Here is a 15,340-nt window from a genome sequence, read left to right as displayed (position 1 = left end):
TTGGCTTTCTCCCGCCCCGAACCCCCGCACCTCAAACGCCGGAGGGGCTGATTTTCAGCCCGTCCGGCGTTTGAGGACGAGGCCGCCAGGCCGACAGCGGGGGTCTGGGGGCGCAGCCCCCAGGGATGGGACGGGTAGGGGCGGCGGGGGCGAAAGAACTACGCCTTCGGCGCCGCCGTACCCGCGCGGGTAGCGTCCGCACCCCAACTGGCCAGCAAGCGGAGCGCCTCCGCGGAGGCGGACCCCGGCTCAGCGTGATACGTCACCATCGACTGCTCCTCGTCGTCGACGATCTTGAACGACTCGAAGGAGAGGGTCAGCTCACCGACCAGCGGGTGATGGAGCCGCTTGACGCCATGGCTCTTCTCCTTGACGTCGTGCGTGGCCCAGAGCCGTCGGAACTCCTCGCTCTTCACGGAGAGCTCGCCGACGAGGGCTGACAGACGAGGGTCGTCGGGATGGCAGCCCGCGTCCATGCGCAGGAAACTCACCATGTCCGACGCCTTCTGATCCCACTCCACGAACAGCTCGCGATACTCGGGCTTGAGGAACACCATCCGCGCCCAGTTCCGCTCCTGAGGCGGCATCTGGGACCAGTCCCCGAACACGGCCGCGGCCATCCGATTCCACACGAGGATCTCGGACCGCCGCCCCACGATGTACGCCGGCGCGTTCTCGAAGCTGTCGATCAGCTGCTGCAAGGCGACCCGCACCTGCTGCGGCCGAGCCGACGCCTTCTTCTTGTGCTGCTTCGGCTTCGCGAGATGCGTGAGATGAGCGTGCTCGGCCCCGGTCAGCCGCAGGGCGCGCGCGATCGAGTCGAGCACCTCCGCCGACACGTTCCGCCCGTTGCCCTGCTCGAGCCGTGTGTAGTACGCCACGGACACCCCGGCGAGCTGCGCCAGCTCCTCCCGGCGGAGCCCCGGCACCCGGCGATGCCGCCCGTAGTCCGGCAGCCCCACGTCCTCCGGCTTCAGCCGGGCCCGGCGCGAGCGCAGGAACTCGCTGAGCTCGGCACGCCGGTCCAGCGGGCGCCCCGCTTCCCCGGCGGGCTCTTGAGAGGGCTGTTCTTCCATACGTCCAGTATTCACGGTCGTACGTCCACGAACCTGCCCCCATCAGTAGTAGGACCAGCGGTCGTACGCAAAGCCGTGGTCTGGGTGACACGTGGGAGAAGGCGCACGGTGGACGGCGTACCCGGCCGGAAGGCAGGCCGGGCACGGAACCACTCCTTAGGAGAACCCCCGGCATGACCACTGTCGCCGCATACGCCGCTCCCGCCGCAAAGGCTCCGCTGGAGCGCACGACCATCGAACGTCGCCCGGTCGGCGAGAACGACGTCCTGATCGAGATCAAGTTCGCCGGCATCTGCCACTCCGACATCCACCAGGCCCGCGAGGGCTGGGGCGAGGCCATGTTCCCGATGGTCCCCGGCCACGAGATCGCCGGCATCGTCACCGAGGCCGGCCCCGGCGTCACCAAGTTCGCCGTCGGCGACCGCGTGGGCGTCGGCTGCATGGTCGACTCCTGCCGCGAGTGCGAGAACTGCAAGGCGGGCCTGGAGCAGTACTGCACCCAGGGCAACGTCGGCACGTACAACGCCCTCGACAAGAACGGCGAGCCCACCTACGGCGGCTACTCCACCCACATCGTCGTCGACGAGGCCTTCACCGTCCGCATCCCCGACGGCCTGGCCCTCGACGAGGCCGCGCCGCTGCTGTGCGCCGGCATCACCACGTACTCCCCGCTCAAGCACTGGAACGCCGGCCCCGGCAAGAAGGTCGCGATCCTCGGCATGGGCGGCCTCGGCCACATGGGCGTCAAGATCGCGCACGCGCTCGGCGCCGAGGTGACGGTCCTCTCGCAGTCCCTGCGGAAGAAGGACGACGGGCTGAAGCTGGGCGCCGACCACTACTACGCCACCAGCGACCCGAAGACCTTCGAGGAACTGCGCGGATCCTTCGACCTGATCCTCTCCACGGTCTCGGCTCCGCTGGACCTGGACGCGTTCCTGTCCCTGCTCAGGATGGACGGCGCCTTCGTGAACGTGGGCGCGCCCGAGGAGCCCGTCTCCCTCAATCTCTTCTCGGTCATCGGCGGCCGCAAGACCCTTGCCGGGTCCGGGATCGGTGGCATTCAGGAGACCCAGGAGATGCTGGACTTCTGTGCCGAGCACGGCTTCGGTGCGGAGATCGAGCTGATCAGTGCGGCTGAGATCAACGAGGCGTACGAGCGGGTGCTGAGCAGTGATGTGCGGTATCGGTTCGTGATCGACACCGCGACGATTTAGCTCCGCTGGGGGCGGATTTTGTCTGCGGGTGCGTGGGGGCTGGGCGCGCCCACGCGGCGGAGCCGCATAATGTCACCGCCCCGCGCCCCTAGGGGACGGGGCTGCGCCCCTGTTCCCTAGGGGCCGCCAGGAGCCATAGCAATCCTTCGGAGCTCCCGGACGCCGAGCAGCCGGCGCTTAGCGTGGAAGGGGAGGACGCGCGGAAAGATCACCGCCGACGAGCCGAGGAGGTACGCACGATGACCGTCGAGCTGAACCACACGATCGTGGCCGCCCACGACAAGAAGGCCTCGGCCCAGTTCCTCGCCGACATCCTGGGCCTGGAGGTGAGCCCGCCCTTCGGCCCCTTCATCCCGGTCCGGATCCCCAACGGCGTCACCCTCGACTACATGGACACGACCGGCCCCATCCCGCCGCAGCACTACGCGTTCCTGGTCTCGGAGGACGACTTCGACACGATCTTCGCCCGTATCCGGGACGCCGGTCTCACGTACTGGGCGGATCCCTTCCACCGTCGTGTCAACGAGATCAACACCAACGACGGCGGCCGCGGCACGTACTTCGACGACCCGAACGGCCACAACCTGGAGATCCTTACGCGGCCTTATGGGAGTGGGAGCCAGGCCTGAGCGGTCTCGGGGAGACCGCTCAGGGTCGCCGGCCAGGAGAGCGCCGCGGTCGAAGAGGGCGGCCCACGATGCCCACGACCGGTGCCGCGTGGAGCACCTCCGTGGTGAAGCCGCCCGCCGCGAAGGTGCCGGAGACCTTCGCGGCGAGCTCGGCCAGGCGGTCGCCCGGCGGCTCGTAGAACGCGTACAAGGCTCCGCCCGGTGCCAAGAGGTCTGCGGCGAGCGCCAGTTCGGCGCGGGCCGGGCCCGTCCAGAACAGGTTGACGTTGATCGCGAAGATCTTGTCGAAGCGTCGGCCGGAGATGCCCGCGGCCGTGAGCCCCGACTCGGTGAAGGCCGCCGTCGCGATCGTGGCCCGGCCATCCCGGATCGCGCCTTCGTTGCGCCGCACGGCCCGTGACGTGGCCGTCGCGGAACGGTCGACGGCCGTGATCGTGCCCGTGGTCAGCAGCGGGCAGACCAGCGCGACCGCGCCCCCGCCGCCGCAGCCGATCTCCAGCAGCCGGTCGGCCGGCCGCACATCCAGCGCCGCGACCGCCCGCCTGATGCGCTCCGGAACCGCCGTGCTCGCCACAGGCGACGAGTGTAGGGGCGTAAGCAGGGGCGTATGTAAGGGCTTATGCAGGGGCGTACGCCTTGCCGTGGGCTTGTGAGTTCCGTCGGGCACGCACTTCAATGGCGCCGTGACCATGGCATCGACGGACGGTACCGCGGCCATCGCCGGACGGACCTCACTGCGCGACGTCATGGCACGGCTGCGCGGGGACAGACCCGTGTTCCACTCCGAGGCGGATCTTCAGCACGGTTTCGCCCGGGTTCTGTGGGAGTTGGCGCCCGCGCTCATGCTGACGAACGAGCCGTCGCTGTGGACACCTCCGCGGCACGCGAACCAGCGGACCCGGGATCACGACTTCAGAATCCATCAAGGACGGGAACTCGGCGGCACGCTGCTGTGGGCCGAAGGAGCCTACGAGCCGAACACGTGCAGCCTGCGAGGCACGTATCGCGTCGACTGGCAGCCGTATTCCGAACAGGAGGGGCCAGGGGGCGAGTTCCGCTATCTGGCTGTGTCCGTCGGCCCACTGCCGGCCGGGGCACCCGACGCTTCGACACATCTGTAGCCGATCCGCGGCTGAACGGCTGATCTGCAGCCGAGCGGCCGATATGCAGCCGATCTCCCGGGGGCCTGAGCCGTGGCCGTGGTCCGTCCGTCCGTCGTCGAGCACGAGAACTTCCAGGCCCCCCGCCCACCACGTCGCCGGTTTCGACGGACACCGTCTCCCAGCCGAACTTGACCACGCTGTCCAGGCGCACGGCATCGGCGCGCGACGGGAACGTGAATCCCCCTTCTCGACGAACCGCTCGTAGCTCCGGGCCACACGGGTCTCGATGGCGTCGTCCACGACCACGGCCGGGTACGGCAGGTGCCCACGGAGGATGTGGTCGATCGCCGTGCGCACGGGGGCCAGCGCCGCGTCATCGAGCGAGCTCTCGGGGTAGACGGGCGCATACCCGGCGGCCAGCAGCAGCTCGTTGCGCTCCCGCAGTGGCAGTTCGAGCGACTCGGCCAGACGAACCACCATGTTTCGGCCGGGCTGGCTGAGATGGCGGGCGGCGGGTACGACGTTCGCGAAGCGCGTGAGGGAAGTCCACGGTGCCTGTTGTAACCGGGGCGGAGGGCTACGAGCCATTTCTCGCAGGGAATTGCCGCTGCCCGCGCCGGTCGTGAGCACCGTCGGCATGGACATCGCTGGTCTGCTTCCGCCTGGAGTTTCGTCTGGAGTTCTGCCTGGAGTTCGGTCTGGAGTCGCCCAGCGGGGCGTGGCTGCCCGGCCGCTGCGGTGGCCGGACCGCGCCCGAAGTGGGCTGAAATGCCTCGTACAGCCGTGGAGTTCTGTCCGATACCCTGCCCGAGCTGACGGCCGAGTACTTGCCTGGCCGAGTACTTGCCCGGTCGAGTGCTTGCCCGGTCGGGTACTTGCGCGCTGTTCTTCGTCCGCGCACCGACCGGTCCGCGCCGGAGGCGTACACCGATGCCCGATGCCCCCGTGTTCGCCAGGTCGCCGGTCAGAGGTGGGCGCGCGAGTGTGGCGAAGTCGCGAGTGTGGCGAAGTGAGGTCGTGGCATGAGAGCGATCGTCGTGGGGGCGGGTATCGGGGGACTGGCGGCGACGCTCAGTCTGCGCCGCGCCGGCCATGAGGTCACGCTGGCCGAGCAGACGTCGCAGTTCACCGAGATCGGTGCCGGAATCCAGCTCGCGCCCAACGCCACGCGTGTACTGCGCCGACTGGACCTGCTCGACACGGTCGCCGCACAGGCCGTCCACCCCTCCCACCTGACCTTCCGCACCTGGTCCGACGGGGCCGAGATCTGCCGATACCTGCTGGGACGCGAGGCCGAGGAGGAGTTCGGGGCGCCCTATCTGCTACTCCACCGGGCCGATCTGCACCAGGCCCTGGCCGCGGCGGTGCCACCCCGGTCGGTGCGTCTGAACACGGCCGTCGTGGGAATCGACCAGGACGACGAGTCCGCCTGCGTGACCACGGCGAGCGGCGAGCGCTTGCGTGCGGACCTGGTCGTGGCCGCCGACGGGATCCGGTCCGCGGCACGCCAGTGGCTCTTCGGCGCGGACGAGGCGGTCTTCTCGAAAACCGCCGCCTACCGGGCGCTGCTCCCGGCCGGCGAGGTGGCCGATCTGGGCCTGCCGGAACTCGGCGTCTGGCTCGGTCCGGGCCGGCACTTCGTCCACTACTGGGTCCGTCGTGGGGAACTGCTCAACGTCGTGGCCGTGTTCACGGCGGAGGCGGCGCAGGAGTCGTGGACCGCTCGGGCGGAACCGGGAGAGCAGCTGCGCGAGTTCGACGGGTGGGACTCCCGGGTGCTCAGAGTCCTCGAACGCGCGGGGCAGGTGTTCCGCTACGGCATCTACACACGTGCCCCGCTCGCGCGGTGGAACGTCGGAAGGGTGACCCTGCTGGGCGACAGCGCCCACGCGATGGTGCCGTTTCAGGCCCAGGGCGCGGCGCAGGCGATTCTGGACGCGGCCGTGCTCGGCGACGCCCTCACGGGTGCGACGCCGGCGGAGGTACCCGACGCGCTCGACCGGTACGTACGCCGACGGCTCTCGGCCGCCACGAGCATGCAGGCCCGTGCCGCTCGGGCGGGCGACGAGTTCCACCTGCCGGACGGCCCCGAGGCCCAGGCACGCAACGCCCGCATGGCGGGCTACGCGACCGCGAACGGCTTCCTGCCCCAGGCGACCGCGTGGAGGGCCGACGTCCTCGACGAACAGACGCCATCGTGAGTGCCCCGCTGGGCAACTCGATGGACAGTGTCAGCGTCGTTCCTTCGGCGGTGTTGCCTTCCATGCCCGGTCGAGGGCGCCGGCCCACGTACCGTCACGGTCGAAGCTTGCGGCTCGGCAGCCTGCAGTTCACTCGCTTGTGGCCTTGATCATGTCTGTTTCCTCCCACCGCTTGCCGTTGTAGCGGTCGATCCAGGCGGGAGCGTTGGTGCGGGTGGATTTGGTAAAGGGGTCGCCCTCGAAGGTGTAGCGGCCGAGGAGGCCCCTCGTGTCGTCGTTGTTCCGTATGACCTCTCCGAGACGTTCGCGGATGCTTCCGATGCCACTGTCGGCGCGGGGCTCGAGGGCCGGGGCGGTCAATGCCTCGGCGAGGAGGAGTGCCGCGTCGTGGATCTCCGCCGCCCCCCGCTGCGCGGGGAGTGACGCCGCGTATGTCGAACCGTCGTCCGAGACGGTGCGGTAACGCAGCAGCCCCGTCGGACCGGGCGCCCGCTTTCTGTCAGGTTTTCCGCAGGATGTCTCCGGAAGATCGGGCACGAGAACTGGCCCGTCGAACTCCGCAGCGAGCCGCCAAGTCGAGGAGGGCATACCGAATTTGACCTTCTTGTAGTCGAAGGTCTCGAACAGCACGGCTTCCGCACCGGAGTTCTTGATGCGGTCGATATGAGCGTCGGCGTCCTTGTGGAACTCCGTCATGGGAGTAACAGAGACCCGCATGCCCTCCGCTCGGAGGGCGGAGTGGAGTTCTGGCCCGAACGTGCTTGACGAATTCATGGTCATGAGCGCCACGGCCCGAATACCACGGACTTCCCCGAGGTAGGTCGCGAGGGCCGTGGCGAGTACCGATTCCGATGCGTGGAGCGGGAAAGGGGAGGTGCCGGGCCAGGACAGCGAGGACCCGCGCTCGGCTGCGTAGTCGGTGGCGTGCGAGCGGTAGCCGCAGGTGTCGAGCGCGATGAGGTTCCTGCCCGAGTCGGGGAACAGCCTTCGTACCCCTAGGGTGTCCTCGGCATACGTGTCACCGATCACCGCGAGCAGGCCGGGATCCTCCTCCACTTCGTCCCAATTCCCGGACCCGGGCTCGATGGCCACCACCTTGACCGGTTTTTCGAGCCGGAAGGATTCCTTCCGTGCAGCGAGTACATTCTCGACGACCTCGACCATGGGCTCCATCGCCTTGGAGTCGCCGACAAGCGCGACGAGGTACCGGTCTGGACGGCCTCCGCCCGCTTCCACCGGCGGTCGGCTCACCTCCTCCGTCGGCTCGGGAATTTCATCCTCCGTCGGCTCCCGCACTTCTCGGTTCGGCCCTTGGCTCACGTCCCGGGATCCCGAGCTGAAGTAGTCGGTGCGCGCTGCCACTACGCCCAGGGGAATCGCCAGGGCCAATCCCAGACCCGCCAACCCCAGACCCACCACGAGCTTTCGGGATGGTGGGGTTGTTGTGTTCCGGGGGGACTCTGTCTCCGGCTTTCGCTCCGGAAGTGGCTGCGGGCTGGAGGACTTGGGCCCTGGAGCGGACGCGGGCGGAGACTTCGGCTCCGACGCGGGTGGAGACTCCGGCTCCGGCACGGACTCCTCGTGCCCGCCCTGTATGGCGCCCGCTGCCTCGACGCGTGCCCGCGCCTGGTGCGCGTCGGCGGGGCGCAGGTCCGGGTCCTTGGCCATCAGGTCCAGGATCAGCCGGTCGACTGCGGTGGACAGTTCGGCGCGGGCCCGGCTTGGGCGCAACGGCTCGTCGTGCAGGTGGTTGTACATCACCCCCGCGGCGGGGCCGGTGAAAGGAGGCCGGCCGATCAGGAGTTCGTACAGCACGCAGCCCAAGCCGTACAGGTCGGTGCGCCCGTCGCTGGGCTCCTGCCGGAACTGTTCCGGGGCCATGTACAGCACGCTGCCCACGGGCAACTGCCCTGGCAGGGTCAGCCGGACCGCACCCGACTCCGCTTCCGCGGCCTCCATCAATCCCGCTATGCCGAAGTCGAGGACGACGACCGTGCCGTCAGGGCGGACCATGACGTTGGCAGGCTTGATGTCGCGGTGGACGATCCCCGCTGCGTGGGCGATGGCCAGAGCACGGCAGATCTGCCCGGCCCAGTCCAGGGCCTGCCGCACCGGAGCCCGACCCTCCGTACGCAGCACCTGCTCCAGGGAACGGCCAGTGACCAGTTCCATGAGGAGGTACGGGGTGTCCCCGTCCGTACCGTGGTCGTGGACGGTGACGATGTGCGGGCTGTCCAACCCCGCCGCGGCGCGCGCCTCGCGCCGGAAACGACCCAGCAGTTCCGCGCGTTCCTCGGCCCCGATCCCCTCCGGCGGAGAGAAGATCTTGAGGGCGACCTCCCGGCCCAGGCTCTCGTCGCGAGCCCGCCAGACCTCCCCCATGCCACCGGCTCCCAGCCGCGCCAAAAGCCGGTACCGCCCACTCATCAGCCGTCCCCGCACGGCGTCCCCCGTCCCCCGTCTGCGGGAAGTCCGCGCACTCGGGTAAGCGGGCGTCACTTGCCCTGGACACGATGTGGGCGTCCTGCGGGTGCGCATCAATGGATCCCCGTATGCACATGTTGGTACCCATACTGCACTCGCGTACGCACGTACGAGCGAGGCCCCGCGCCCTGCGTCCCGCGCAGAAGGCACTGCGCCCTGTGACGCGTCCTCATCGCCCTCGATGGCCATGTCGGCGACGCACCAGAGCCAAGCGCCTCAGCCATCGGCCTTGGCGACGCCGACAGGGCAGGAGACACCCGTCCCGGCGAGCCTGTGCTGTCATGTGACCCTCGGGTGACCGTTGTTGGTTGTGGTCACGGACGTAGGTGGCCCAGCAGTTCGTCTGCGGCAGGGTAGGGACGCTCCTGTGGCAGTAGCCGGGCCGCGGAGTCGAGGTCGCCGCTGCTCACGAAAGTGTGGATCTCACGTGCGAGGGGGGCACATCGCTGATGGCGACCGTCCACTCGTCCGCGTAGCGCCGTACGGCCTCACCGGAGAGGCCGAGTTGCAGGGAGCGGTACGGCAGGGCTTGAAGGTGCAGGTCGCGCTCGGGGTCCCACTGAATGCGAGTGGGTGCGTGCTTCAGCTGACGCTGCCAGGTGGCGCGGTCGGGGTGAACCCCACGCACGTAGCTGGACAGGCACGCGTTACGCAGTGCCCACTCGAAGCCGTCGCGCGTGACCTCGACAGCCAGAACGGTCTCCTGTCCTGCTTTCGCGCCCCAACCGCAGCGGTACATCATCCACAGGAACGACGGCTTGATCCATGTCAAGCCTCGTTCACAGACCTTTCCGCGCAGTCGTGTCCGCGAGGCCGTTCGAAGCAGGAGTCAGCTGATGACCCCGCTCACCGCTGTGTCCGGGTGACCGATGAGTTTGGTCTCGCCCCACGGTCTACCTCCCTGCATGCCCGACACAAGCGCGCGGAAAGGTACGTCCCATGAGCAAGGTGGTTTTGAACGTCACCATGTCGCTCGACGGCTTCATGGCCGGCCCGGACATCAGCGTCGAACACCCCATGGGCCGGGGTGGGCTGCGCCTGCATGAATGGATTCTGAACACACCGACCAGCGATGTGGACGCCACGGTGGCACAGGAGGTCACGGCCTCGACAGGTGCCGTCGTGCTGGGCAGAAGAACATTCGACGTAGGCGTCGACGTCTGGCAGGACACGCCCTACCCAGTGCCGTGCTTCGTGCTCACGCACAACACTCGAAACCGGCGCGTCATGAAGAGCGGGACCTTCACCTTCGTCACCGGCGGCGTGAAAGAGGCGCTGCAGCAAGCGAAAGCAGTGGCGGACGGGAAGGACGTCCTGCTGATGGGGGCGGACATCGCTCAACAGGCGCTCAGCGCGGGACTCCTCGATGAGATCAACCTCCAGATCGCACCGGTGCTCATGGGCGACGGACGCCGGCTGTTCGAGCATCTGGGAACGGAACGCATCGAGCTGGAACGGACCAGGATTCTCGCCTCGCCGCACGTCACACATCTGCGGTTCCACGTCGCTCATGACCAGAACACGTCTGACGTCGCAGCGCCGGACCAGGGCCTGGATGGCTGACACCTGCGCGCACCGACAACGACCACTCGATCGGGACTCGCGCGATGCGCTGAACGCTGCGAAGTTCCCATGCCTTGACCCACGTCATCCGGTCCCGCTTCCACGCGGTGGGGAACCGGCCCTCTCGGACGGCGGGCAGGCCGATCTCCGGGGAGTATGCCTGGTAGACGGTGATCGTGGACGGCGTGTGGAGCGCTCGGATTCTGCGTTGCGGTTCTTCCATGGCGCACAGCGTGTAGCCCGCCGGGTATGGGCGGCCATCGATTTTCGACGACCTCGATGAGGGCTTGAGGGGGAGTCAGCCGCAGCACGGCGTGAGTTGCCGGTGCTACGACCGTCCTCTTGAAGAGCGAGCTCGGGGCGCCGCCGGCTACTTGTCTGTTGCCTCCGGCGCCGGGGCGACACCGATCGGGCAGGAGACGCCCGTCCCGCCGATCCCGCAGTACCCTGCCGGGTTCTTGTCCAGGTACTGCTGGTGGCAGCCCTCCGCCGGATAGAAGGTCCGGCCTTCCGCGGGGAGGATCTCCGTGGTGATCGTGCCGTAGTTCGAGCCCGTGAGGACCTTCTGGTAGGAGGCGCGGGAGGCTTCGGCGGTGGCTGCCTGGGCCGGGGTGTGGGTGTAGACCGCCGAGCGGTACTGGGTGCCCACGTCGTTGCCCTGGCGGAAGCCCTGGGTGGGGTCGTGGGACTCCCAGAAGAGCTTCAGGAGGCGCTCGTACGAGATCACGGCGGGGTCGTAGACCACGCGGACCGCCTCGGTGTGGCCCGTCAGGCCCGAGCAGACCTCCTCGTACCTGGGGTGCTCGGTGTAGCCGCCCTGGTAGCCGACCAGCGTTGTGTAGATGCCGGCCGGGAGCTGCCAGAACTTGCGCTCCGCGCCCCAGAAACAGCCCAGGCCGAAATCGGCGACCTCCAGGCCGTCGGGGTAGGGGCCGAGGAGCGGGTTGCCGAGAACGGTGTGCCGCTCGGGAACCGAGTACGTCGGCTCGGGGCGGCCGCGCAGGGCCTGCTCGGCGGTGGGCAACTTCGGCGTACGGCTGTGCAGGAACATGCAGTCTCCTCGGCGATGGGGGGCCAGTGACGAGAACGTTTGGACCCCCTCCGGCATTCCGAACTCCCGAAGCCGTGGCCCACCCGTACCGCTGCGGGCCTCCGGCCTTCCGGACCTTCGAATCCCTGGTCCACCCGTGCCGCTCAGGCCTTCCAGGGCCGGACCCCCGGCCTTTCAGGAAAAGTCCCCTCAGTGCGGCAGTGTCGCCGGGTTTCCGCCGTTCGCCTCGTAGCCCGCCACCGCCAGCGCTCGGTATATCGCGTAGTCCGCGGCCGGGTCGGCGGTGAGGGTCCAGGGCAGGGCGCCCACGTGGCCGTCGACGTGGACCAGCTGGTTCATCGCCTCCGCCCAGCGTTCGCCGCGGACCAGGAAGAAGACCAGCAGGTGGCGGACGTGGGCGAGCATCGGGTCGTCGGGGCGGGCCGCGTGGACCGCGAAGAGGGCGCCGTGGACCGCCTTGGTGACGACCTCGCTCTGGTAGAAGCCGCTGACCAGGTTCACCTCGGGGAGGTGCTCGAAGACCGCGAACAGGGGCATCGCGGCCAGGAGGGAACCCTGGGGGGCCCGGGCCGCCGCCGCCTCCGCGAAGGCGTACGCCATCTCGCGCGAGCCGTGCCACTTCTCGCACCAGTAGTGCAGCGCCGCCAGATGTGCCCCCATGTGCGCGGGCGCGCGGTCCAGGATCTTCAGCCAGAGCTTCTCGAACTCCGGCTGGGAGTAGGCGAGTCCGCGGGCCACGGAGAGTTCGATGATGTACGGGATCGGGTCACCGGGGGAGAGTAGAGCAGCCTCGCCGCAGGCGGCCCGCGCCTCTTCCATGATGATCCGGAACTCGTCCGTCCCCGGCGTCGACGTACGCCACGCCTGCTGCACCAGGAACTCCGCGTGCACGGCGGCGCCGCCCGCGTCCTTGGGCTTCTCGGCCCGCCACACCCGCAGCCACTGCCCGCCGGGGCTGTCGCTCACCCCGCCCGGGCGCTGCTGCAGCTCCAGCGACGCGGCGCCCGCGAAGGCCTGCACGCGCTGCCAGCGCCGCTCGCCCTCTATCTCGGTGCCGGCGAGGAGCTGCGACGCCGCCCGGTAGTCCTGGCTGCTCTGCACCAGGTCCAGGACCTCCAGCAGGTCCGGGTCGGGGCCGGGCATGCGGATGTCCAGCTCCTCCTGGCGCAGGAAGCCGTAGTTCGCCGGGTCGGCGGCGTCCGGGTCGCCCGGGGCGACCTGCTGGATGCCGACACGCCTGCGCCTCAGGATCGGCCCGAGGGCGAACCCGATCATGAGCAGCGCCATCAGAACCCAGAGAATTTCCATACCTCAAGCGAACCAGACGGGTCCGACAATTGGCGAACCCGGTCGGGAACAAAGCCGCCACAGTCCCATCTCGGGACACGGTCGAAGCCGCCACAGCCCGATCCCGGGTCACAATCGAAGCCCCTGGACCCTGTCCTGCGTATCGATCGAAGCGCCTGGGCCCCGCCCGGATCTCGATCGAACCCCCTGGATCCTGGGCGAATTCCAGGGGCCGAAGCCCTCGGACCCGGTGACCCGGTGACCCGGTTCTGGGGGGAATGGTGGAATCCCCTCCGGAGGGTGGCGACCCCTCCGGACAGTGGCGACTCCTTCCGGGCGGTGCCGACCGCTCCGGACGGTGGCGATTGGAAGATTTGGGACTCCTCGGAGAGTCTGCGGTGCCGGTGACCTGGCCTGACCTGCCCCGCCCTGTGCCGGCCTGGCCCAAATCTTCCAATCGCCTCCCCTCCGGGCGGCCGCCGTACACCCCCCGGCACCATCGAAGCCCCCAGTCCCCAGCCCCCAGCCCCCAGCCCCCAGCCCCCAGCCCCCAGCCCCAGCCCCCTTGCCCCGGGCCCCCAGCCCCTTGCCCCGCCCCCCCCGTCAAGCCCCCGCCCTCGTAATCCCCCCGAGCGCACTACCCTCGGTGCCCATGAGCGACAGGCACATCAGCCAGCACTTCGAAACCGTGGCGATCCACGCGGGCAATACCGCCGATCCCCTCACCGGCGCGGTCGTCCCGCCGATCTACCAGGTCTCGACCTATAAGCAGGACGGCGTCGGCGGCCTGCGCGGCGGCTACGAGTACAGCCGTAGCGCCAACCCGACCAGGACGGCCCTGGAGGAGAACCTCGCCGCCCTGGAGGGCGGCCGCCGCGGGCTCGCGTTCGCGTCCGGACTGGCGGCCGAGGACTGCCTGTTGCGTACGCTGCTCAGCCCGGGCGACCACGTGGTCATCCCCAATGACGCGTACGGCGGTACGTTCCGCCTCTTCGCGAAGGTCGTCTCCCGGTGGGGGGTGGAGTGGTCGGTCGCCGACACCAGCGACCCCGCGGCCGTACGGGCCGCTCTCACCCCGAAGACCAAGGCCGTCTGGGTGGAGACCCCCTCCAACCCGCTCCTCGGTATCAGCGACATCGCCGCGCTCTCGCAGATCGCCCGCGAGGCCGGCGCCAGGCTGGTCGTCGACAACACCTTCGCGACCCCCTACCTCCAGCAGCCGCTGGCGCTCGGCGCTGACGTCGTCGTGCACTCGCTGACCAAGTACATGGGCGGCCACTCGGACGTCGTCGGCGGTGCGCTCGTCGTGGGAGACGAGGCGCTGGGCGAGGAACTGGCCTACCACCAGAACGCGATGGGCGCCGTAGCCGGCCCCTTCGACTCCTGGCTGGTGCTGCGCGGCGCCAAGACGCTCGCCGTGCGAATGGACCGGCACAGCGAGAACGCCACCAAGGTCGCCGAGATGCTCACCCGGCACGCGCGCGTGACGCGCGTTCTGTACCCGGGGCTCCCGGAGCACCCCGGTCACGAGATCGCCGCCAAGCAGATGAAGGCGTTCGGCGGCATGGTCTCCTTCCAGGTCGAGGGCGGCGAGGAGGCGGCCGTCGAGGTCTGCAACCGCGCCAAGGTGTTCACCCTGGGCGAGTCCCTCGGCGGCGTCGAGTCCCTGATCGAGCACCCGGGGCGCATGACGCACGCGTCCGTGGCCGGCTCGGCCCTCGAGGTCCCCGCCGATCTCGTACGCCTCTCCGTAGGCATCGAAAACGTCGACGATCTCCTTCAGGACCTCACACAGGCCCTGGGCTAGTCACCGGCCCAGCGGTTACACCGGCGGTGATCACCGGCCGGTCGGCGTTCCCCGGCCGGTCGGCGTTCACCAGCCCCCCAGGGGTCACCAGCCCGCCAGGGGTCACCGGCCCGTCAGGGTTCACCAGCCGGTCAGCGGTGGAGTCGTCTCCGACGGCGGCTCCACCCACGGCTGGGCTATCGACGCCCACACGATGAAGGCCACGGCCGCCGCGAACAGCACCAGCCACATCAGCCGTCTGGCCGCCGTCCTGCGGCGCAGCATCCGCCCGCCACGGCGCACCGCGTCCGCGTACAGGTCGCGCGGTACGGGCGGCTGCGGCTCCTCCAGGATCCGGCGGACATCCGCTTCTTTGCGGCTCATCCGGCTCATGACGGCGCCACCTCCGCGATCGCCGGAGCGGTTTCCCGCGGCGGATGCAGCAGCGTCGCCATCGCACGGGCACAGATCGCCCGTACGCGCTCCGTGGGCAGCCCGAGCAGCGCCGCGGCCTGCTCCTCGGCGACGCCCTCGTACATGCGCAGCACGAGGATCAGCCGTTCCTGGGGAGTGAGGCAGTTCAGGACGCCCGCGGGTTTCGCGCGGCTCCGGGGGTGCGTCCAGCCCAGGCCGCCGTACTGATGCCATGCCCCGCGCGCGAAGCGCACGGCCAGCTGCTGCCGGGTCCTGTCGTACGGGTCCTCGCCGCGCAGCCGGTCCCAGGAGGCGTACGTATGCGCCAGGGCCGCCGTGAGCAGGCGCCGCGCGCGCGGGTTGTCGTCCGGGGGCTCCGCCGTGAGCAGCGTGGCGGCATGCAACAGCCGCCCTGCCGCGCCCGCGACGAACGCTTCGAACTCCCGGGCCCGGCGGGCGCTCTGGGACGCCCCCCGCTCTCGCACCGCGCCTCCCGTCTGGGGGAAACCGGGCCCTGAAGACGTCCGCGGAG

Annotated in this window: 13 protein-coding genes and 3 pseudogenes; 6 read left to right on the top strand and 10 right to left on the bottom strand. The window is 69.5% G+C overall.

Features of this window, described 5'->3' with window-relative positions:
* Positions 1-158 precede the first annotated feature (158 nt).
* Positions 159-1,076 carry a helix-turn-helix transcriptional regulator gene (locus GAS53_RS22230; protein ID WP_151479418.1) on the bottom strand — a complete coding sequence of 306 codons (918 nt, stop codon included), beginning with the start codon at positions 1,074-1,076 and terminating at the stop codon, positions 159-161.
* Between the two features lie 173 nt (positions 1,077-1,249).
* Here GAS53_RS22230 and GAS53_RS22225 point away from each other — a divergent pair, with 173 nt between their 5' ends.
* A complete protein-coding gene (locus GAS53_RS22225; RefSeq protein ID WP_151479417.1) occupies positions 1,250-2,290 on the top strand; it encodes an NAD(P)-dependent alcohol dehydrogenase in 1,041 nt (346 codons plus the stop codon).
* A 239-nt stretch (positions 2,291-2,529) separates the two neighbouring features.
* Complete coding sequence (locus tag GAS53_RS22220; RefSeq protein ID WP_151479416.1) at positions 2,530-2,919, top strand: VOC family protein; 390 nt, start codon at positions 2,530-2,532, stop codon at positions 2,917-2,919.
* Positions 2,920-2,938: 19 nt separating this feature from the next.
* Here the strand turns inward: GAS53_RS22220 and GAS53_RS22215 are convergent, their stop codons facing one another.
* Positions 2,939-3,493, bottom strand: coding sequence for an SAM-dependent methyltransferase (locus tag GAS53_RS22215; RefSeq protein WP_192583227.1), 555 nt, complete (start codon positions 3,491-3,493; stop codon positions 2,939-2,941).
* Positions 3,494-3,608: 115 nt separating this feature from the next.
* On the opposite strand from GAS53_RS22215, the gene GAS53_RS22210 reads away from it, so the two are divergent.
* Entirely contained in the window at positions 3,609-4,040 is a 432-nt protein-coding gene (locus GAS53_RS22210; RefSeq protein ID WP_151479414.1) for a hypothetical protein, read from the top strand.
* A gap of 276 nt (positions 4,041-4,316) precedes the next feature.
* Here GAS53_RS22210 and GAS53_RS56420 read toward each other — a convergent pair.
* A pseudogene (locus GAS53_RS56420) lies at positions 4,317-4,572 on the bottom strand (transcriptional regulator); the annotation flags it as partial.
* 472 nt (positions 4,573-5,044) lie between these two features.
* On the opposite strand from GAS53_RS56420, the gene GAS53_RS22200 reads away from it, so the two are divergent.
* A complete protein-coding gene (locus tag GAS53_RS22200; RefSeq protein WP_151479413.1) occupies positions 5,045-6,223 on the top strand; it encodes an FAD-dependent monooxygenase in 1,179 nt (392 codons plus the stop codon).
* Positions 6,224-6,352: 129 nt separating this feature from the next.
* Here GAS53_RS22200 and GAS53_RS22195 read toward each other — a convergent pair whose 3' ends face one another.
* The gene (locus GAS53_RS22195; RefSeq protein WP_225859032.1) at positions 6,353-8,650 is read right to left on the bottom strand and encodes a bifunctional serine/threonine-protein kinase/ABC transporter substrate-binding protein; all 2,298 of its coding nucleotides are present in this window, start codon (positions 8,648-8,650) and stop codon (positions 6,353-6,355) included.
* Positions 8,651-9,021: 371 nt separating this feature from the next.
* Positions 9,022-9,533 (bottom strand): annotated as a pseudogene (locus GAS53_RS22190) (DUF4291 domain-containing protein).
* A 113-nt stretch (positions 9,534-9,646) separates the two neighbouring features.
* Between GAS53_RS22190 and GAS53_RS22185 the strand changes: the two are divergent.
* Positions 9,647-10,270, top strand: a complete 624-nt coding sequence (locus GAS53_RS22185) for a dihydrofolate reductase family protein (RefSeq protein WP_151479411.1) — start codon at positions 9,647-9,649, stop codon at positions 10,268-10,270.
* 73 nt (positions 10,271-10,343) lie between these two features.
* On the opposite strand, the pseudogene GAS53_RS58790 reads toward GAS53_RS22185, so the two are convergent.
* The 3 genes and pseudogenes from GAS53_RS58790 to GAS53_RS22170 all read right to left on the bottom strand — a co-directional run.
* Positions 10,344-10,493: pseudogene (locus tag GAS53_RS58790) on the bottom strand (DUF4291 family protein); the annotation flags it as partial.
* 147 nt (positions 10,494-10,640) lie between these two features.
* Complete coding sequence (gene msrA, locus GAS53_RS22175) at positions 10,641-11,321, bottom strand: peptide-methionine (S)-S-oxide reductase MsrA (RefSeq protein ID WP_151479410.1); 681 nt, start codon at positions 11,319-11,321, stop codon at positions 10,641-10,643.
* A gap of 189 nt (positions 11,322-11,510) precedes the next feature.
* A complete protein-coding gene (locus GAS53_RS22170; RefSeq protein WP_151479409.1) occupies positions 11,511-12,629 on the bottom strand; it encodes a hypothetical protein in 1,119 nt (372 codons plus the stop codon).
* A 631-nt stretch (positions 12,630-13,260) separates the two neighbouring features.
* Between GAS53_RS22170 and GAS53_RS22165 the strand changes: the two genes are divergently transcribed.
* Positions 13,261-14,415 carry a cystathionine gamma-synthase gene (locus GAS53_RS22165; protein ID WP_192583225.1) on the top strand — a complete coding sequence of 385 codons (1,155 nt, stop codon included), beginning with the start codon at positions 13,261-13,263 and terminating at the stop codon, positions 14,413-14,415.
* Between the two features lie 120 nt (positions 14,416-14,535).
* Here GAS53_RS22165 and GAS53_RS56415 read toward each other — a convergent pair whose 3' ends face one another.
* Positions 14,536-14,787 (bottom strand): hypothetical protein, encoded by a 252-nt coding sequence (locus GAS53_RS56415; protein ID WP_225859031.1) that lies wholly within the window; start codon positions 14,785-14,787, stop codon positions 14,536-14,538.
* A complete protein-coding gene (locus GAS53_RS56410) occupies positions 14,784-15,293 on the bottom strand; it encodes a sigma factor-like helix-turn-helix DNA-binding protein (protein WP_225859030.1) in 510 nt (169 codons plus the stop codon). The genes GAS53_RS56415 and GAS53_RS56410 overlap by 4 nt, the downstream gene beginning before the upstream one ends.
* Positions 15,294-15,340: the final 47 nt, after the last annotated feature.

Source organism: Streptomyces albicerus, assembly GCF_008905045.1.
Taxonomy (GTDB): domain Bacteria; phylum Actinomycetota; class Actinomycetes; order Streptomycetales; family Streptomycetaceae; genus Streptomyces; species Streptomyces albicerus.
Note: the sequence above shows the minus strand (reverse complement) of the source record. Positions and strands in the feature narration are given on the sequence as shown.